Source organism: Ensifer sp. 22460, from assembly GCF_052044935.1.
Classification (GTDB): Bacteria; Pseudomonadota; Alphaproteobacteria; order Rhizobiales; family Rhizobiaceae; genus Ensifer.
In genome coordinates, this window is sequence record NZ_JBQENZ010000067.1 from 1 (window position 1) to 4,751 (window position 4,751).

At 59.3% G+C, this 4,751-nt stretch carries 5 protein-coding genes and 2 pseudogenes; 3 read left to right on the plus strand and 4 right to left on the minus strand.

Annotated elements, in window-relative coordinates; genetic code table 11:
* Positions 1-816 precede the first annotated feature (816 nt).
* Entirely contained in the window at positions 817-1,362 is a 546-nt protein-coding gene (locus tag ACTJKM_RS35945) for a class I SAM-dependent methyltransferase (protein ID WP_058325852.1), read from the plus strand.
* A gap of 309 nt (positions 1,363-1,671) precedes the next feature.
* Here the strand turns inward: ACTJKM_RS35945 and ACTJKM_RS35950 are convergent.
* From ACTJKM_RS35950 to ACTJKM_RS35960, 3 genes and pseudogenes are all read right to left on the minus strand, one after another.
* Positions 1,672-1,767, minus strand: a pseudogene (locus tag ACTJKM_RS35950) (DUF6494 family protein); the annotation flags it as partial.
* Between the two features lie 491 nt (positions 1,768-2,258).
* A complete protein-coding gene (locus tag ACTJKM_RS35955; RefSeq protein WP_058325850.1) occupies positions 2,259-2,528 on the minus strand; it encodes a hypothetical protein in 270 nt (89 codons plus the stop codon).
* A gap of 20 nt (positions 2,529-2,548) precedes the next feature.
* Positions 2,549-2,848, minus strand: a complete 300-nt coding sequence (locus ACTJKM_RS35960) for a DUF982 domain-containing protein (protein ID WP_440661884.1) — start codon at positions 2,846-2,848, stop codon at positions 2,549-2,551.
* A 227-nt stretch (positions 2,849-3,075) separates the two neighbouring features.
* Between ACTJKM_RS35960 and ACTJKM_RS35965 the strand changes: the two genes are divergently transcribed.
* Positions 3,076-3,750, plus strand: coding sequence for a hypothetical protein (locus tag ACTJKM_RS35965; protein ID WP_058325848.1), 675 nt, complete (start codon positions 3,076-3,078; stop codon positions 3,748-3,750).
* Positions 3,751-4,185, plus strand: coding sequence for an RES domain-containing protein (locus tag ACTJKM_RS35970; RefSeq protein WP_440661885.1), 435 nt, complete (start codon positions 3,751-3,753; stop codon positions 4,183-4,185).
* A 120-nt stretch (positions 4,186-4,305) separates the two neighbouring features.
* On the opposite strand, the pseudogene ACTJKM_RS35975 reads toward ACTJKM_RS35970, so the two are convergent.
* A pseudogene (locus ACTJKM_RS35975) lies at positions 4,306-4,751 on the minus strand (hypothetical protein); the annotation flags it as partial.

Here is a 4,751-nt window from a genome sequence, read left to right on the forward strand (position 1 = left end):
GGCGGATTCGCAGGAAAAAATTTGAAGGAGTTTCGCGGTTGCCACGGTCAGTGACGGGCGCGCGCGGCCGTGCCGGCGCTGCACCAGCCCGGTAAGAAGACATCTCAGGGTCTCTGCTGCCGCTCACGGAATCGTAACGATGCCTAGGCATGCGATGATGACGAATGCTCGTTGGTGACCTTCGCGGCGCCGACCCACGTTCCGGCGGTCGATGGTACCTCACGCTCACGCTCCGCCGGGGACATGGAGATGGCAAACAGCCGCCGAGACGGGATGTCGGCAGCGCTCGCCATCGTGCAGCCTCCGCGCTGCGAAATGCCGACGTAACCGTAGCAGGGGCGTTGCATACTGTAAGCTACTTCCCTTTTGGCGACCGCATTGCGCATGTCAACGCTGGCTACCGCCTCGGCTATCGGTCGTCCGGATTTCCATAACCACTCGGGGCTTCACCCTTGTTGAGCGATGGCTGAAGATGGCGATCAGCAGTTCCTAGGGTAAGCGGCCCTGTTGCAAAAATCGCCTGGGTGAGGGTTTTTGCGACGACTATTTGCAGCGGATAATTTGATGAGTGATTTCAAGTGGCGGCATTTTCGCGGAGACGTGATCCGGATAGTCGTGTGGCCTGTGTCGTGCTCGATACCCAACTGCCAGGCATGTCCGGCCTCGCATTGCGGACCCGAAACGGTTCAGCCGCTCACCGCTACCAGTTGATCGGATTGGAGAGAGGCCGACGCCTGACGAATGATAGCACCGCGCCGGCGCCAATTGGAGCCATCCTAGCCGCGCTCGATTCCATGACCCGGAGGGACGATAAGTATGCCGACACGTGCCACACTGAAAGAAACGCGTGCTGAACGCAGACGTAAAGACTCCCGGCTCGAAAAATTGCTCTTCCGCCTGGAGGCCCAGCACATCTGCCTCGAATGGGCCTTCAGAGAGATAGCCGGCCGTCCGGGCATTGTCTTCGAGATGGGGCTGGGTCACGGTCGCACCTACGACCACTTGCGCATCCATCTGCCGGAGCGCGAGATCTATGTGCTGGATCGCGAGATCGACTGTTTCGCCGACTGCACGCCGCCACAGAACTATTTACTGCTCGGCGACATCGAGCAGACGCTTGCTGCCGCAGCCACCCGCTTTGGCGGACAAGTCATCCTGGCGCATGCGGATATGGGTTCATATGTCGAAGCGAACAATATTGCGACAATCGCCAAACTGAGCCGATGCCTCCCGGCGGTCCTTTCGCCGCATGCCATCGTCCTGTCCGATTTGCCGCTCGAACTTGCGGGGACGCGTCCGCTGCCGCATCCGCCGGGCGCGCCCAAAGACACGTATTTTCTCTACGTCAACGAGGCGACGTGATCCGCTGACGTGCCGCTACGGGAGAACGTTGACTGCGCGGGCCGCAACGAGGACGAGAGTCAGGAGCGAGATCGCGCTTTCGGCCATCATCAACATTTTCGCCCGTCGTGTCAGCGGTAGCACGTCGGTTGGGCTGAACGCCGTCGCAGCGTTGTATCCAAGGGACAGATAGTCGAGGAACATTGGCCGCCAGTCGGATGACGTGGCTTCCGGTGCTGTCGCCTGCGGAAAGAGCCAATCCGGTTTTGCGCTCGCGCCGTGGAACGTAGGGGCCGCCTCGGTCGATTTGCCAACAGGGAGAAGGTGAGAACCTTCGCGCACCGTATCCTCGATCTTGCGCTGCGAGGTGATGCCGACTTCCTTCAGGAACTTGCGGATCGACATGTTGAAGGCGTCTTCGCTCATGTCGGAACTCCATTGTGTCCGGAAGGGATTGTAAGGGAAGGCGCGCGGTCAAGGAAGCAGGACGGTGAGGCGCGGCGCTACAAACCCACTGCGACACGGGCGGAGGTTCCTGCGCTTTTGAACTTAATCGGTTCTGGGAGGAGGCGTGGAACGATCCACGCGCGGCGGGAGGAGCTCGAAAATCGCATAATGTATCGTCCGGAATTGACGCTACGAGGCTTGGCGCGCTGGGTGTCGGTTATCGCTTTTAGCCGTATCGTTGACCGCTCTCCCATCTCCGTCAAGCTTGAGCACCTCACCGTGCGGGGCGAGCTTGGAAAATCTTGAAGTAAACCGATCCACGTAAATGTCGCCCGCACCCTAGCGCGGGGATCGGAAATGATTGTCGCGGCAGTCTATCGTCGGCGATCGCGCCGCATCTTCAACTGGAGCATCATCGATGGCGAATGGTTCAGACGATTGGCGCGCCATGAGGACGGCGCGCCACATGTCTAGTTGATTGTCGTGTCGTCGAACCCTTTGTCATGCTCATGCATGGGGCCGGACTTTGAACGGCCCGCTTCGCGCCACATTGCTGCTTCGAAAAGAGCTGTCTCGTCGCGAATACCAGCCCGATATTCATGCAACAGGTAAGTCGCGAGGTGGTCGGCACGCTCGCTGGGCCGATCAATCTGGCACCACATGCAAACCCGGTCGAAGATCCTTTGCAGGAAGTTCAACTCGGTCGGGCTTATCCAGGCACTTTCCACTGGGTCAAACATCGGAGCATTCCCATCCTGACCTATGCGGCAGAGCGCCTGTCATCGCTTCTCGAGCTGGTGCGGTGGGCTAGCCCATTCGCTGGGAGGCCCGCCTCCAGACACGCAGCGACGAAAGCTTCACGCGCGATCGCAACCGGCATCTTTCGGTTAAGGGCGCGCCGACAGACTTCGACGGCTTGCTCGTAGCGCCGTCCGCGACGTCGCGGCCACTCGTTCTCCAGAAAAACGAGCGCGTCGAACACCGATGAAAAGGTGCGATTGTTGCCGTTCTGGAACGTTACCTGCAACGGTACAGACCATGGCATCTCCAGAAGATACATGTTTCCCTCCTTCCTATCTAACCGGATGAAAGAAGACGGAAAATCATCTGGGAATGCTGAGATTGGTTTTCAAGACCTCCGACACCAGGCGTTTGGCGATCAGGATGGTGGTGGGCGCGGCAGGACTCGAACCTGCACTGCCCGAATGCCGCCGTATGTTTACGAACTTAACAAACTTGACGAACTTCTACATCTTGCCTAAATTGTAGCGCAGGAGACTGAAGACCATGCCCACTACGAAAACTGTTGCTAACGAGCCCCGAAACGCTTCTTCCGACATTGCGCTCTCGATGAAGCTGCCCCGGAAGGCAGATTTTGAGAAGGCGTTGATCAGGCAATACGCTAAGGCGATTAAGCTGAGCCGAAAGGCCGGCCATCAGGTCAGTTTCCGCGTCGTCGTGGATCCGCTGGCCGGAGCGCAGACGATTTCAGTCGTGGAAGAAGAACCGCAGTCTCGTCAGGTTGCGTTTCCGGTTGAAGAGGCGCCAGAGCCGGATGACGAGCTCCAGGCAGCGTTGACTGCAGCACGGGAGCGCGGCCAGCGTCGTGTGGCGGAGATTCTCGCGGAGGATGATATGCTGAGCGCGGAAACGTTCGCGGACCTGCTCGGCGTTTCGCGTGTCACGGTCAACACAAAGCGGCAGAACGGGCAGGTTCTCGGTCTCGACGGAGCCAAGCGGGGTTTCCGTTTTCCGTCATGGCAACTCGATCGGGACGGTCGGCCCTATGCCGTCCTTCCGAAACTGCACGAGATCCTCGGCGGTGCATGGGCGGTTTACCGCTTCCTTGTCACGCCACATGGTGGTCTGGACGGCCGGAAGGCTCTGGATGCGCTGAAACGTGGTCAGGACGGTGAAGTGGTTGCAGCGGCCGAGAGTGTCGCCCGCGGTGATTTTCGCTGAATGACGGGAATCAAGCCGCCCGCGGGGTTCGAAAATTCCGTGCTCGACATCGAGACCATTCCTGCCGGTCGTCGATTTGGACGAATCTATGCGAGTGCCTTTCCCGACCCGCTAGGATATGGAAAGACGCCGAGCCGGTTCAGTGATCCCCGCCGGCGTGACCCGGCAAGGCGGTTTGGCGTCGTCTACCTTGGCGACACGCTCAAGGTCTGCTTCCTGGAAGCGGTCCTGCGTGATAGGCGCGATGGTCTCGTCGGCGATATCCCGATATATCGGCTTAAATCAGCAGGTCGGCCATTGACTGCTGTCGACCCCTCCAGGTCGTACCTTGACCTGGATGTGAGCATCTGCTTCGGCCAAAAGCTATCGTCCATCGAGTGCGCAGCTGCCAGTCGCTACGCACTCGAGGATTCAGCTCAGTGGCCGGTGAATTAATCGCAAAACCATGGCATTTTCGAGGTGGACGATGCAGCTCCGAAACATGCGTTCCGGATCGCCCCGGTTAGCGACCTGGATTAGTCACCCTGATATATCCGCCCCAAAACGCACAGGATTCTAATTTCGGTCGACTGACGTTTGCGTTTCACGGACGAAGCGCGCCCGGTTCGCGTTGACGAAAGCTTCTACGGTCATCAGCGGGCCACCAATAATCTTCGTGCCGATGTCATCGAGACCGGCGAGGAGACCCTCTTGCTGGTCCAGCTCCGCAGCTTCGAAGTGCCGCCGCAAGACGGTGTCATCCTCGAGCCCCGCGAGCTCCAGAAAGGCCGATACGGTAAGCTGCTCGAAGGGCAGATCGACTCCGAGGACCCGACCAACCTCTGCTGCGAGCTCCTCGTGACTATACTCCTTCGGGCCGTGCAGCTGGTAGGCTTGGCCGCCGTGGTCTTCCGGCTTCTCCAGGATGTTGGCGATGATCTTCGCCGTATCGGCCGCGGCCAGCGGAGCAAAGCGGCCATCCTTGTTGAATGGCATGACGTAGCGGCCGCGCTGGATGAATG

What these genes read in the sequence shown, in the direction of transcription:
- ACTJKM_RS35945 (WP_058325852.1), top strand. Translation starts at nt 817, where the DNA reads ATGCCGACACGTGCCACACTGAAAGAAACGCGTGCTGAACGCAGACGT.
- ACTJKM_RS35955 (WP_058325850.1), bottom strand. Translation starts at nt 2,528, where the DNA reads ATGTTTGACCCAGTGGAAAGTGCCTGGATAAGCCCGACCGAGTTGAAC.
- ACTJKM_RS35960 (WP_440661884.1), bottom strand. Translation starts at nt 2,848, where the DNA reads ATGTATCTTCTGGAGATGCCATGGTCTGTACCGTTGCAGGTAACGTTC.
- ACTJKM_RS35965 (WP_058325848.1), top strand. Translation starts at nt 3,076, where the DNA reads ATGCCCACTACGAAAACTGTTGCTAACGAGCCCCGAAACGCTTCTTCC.
- ACTJKM_RS35970 (WP_440661885.1), top strand. Translation starts at nt 3,751, where the DNA reads ATGACGGGAATCAAGCCGCCCGCGGGGTTCGAAAATTCCGTGCTCGAC.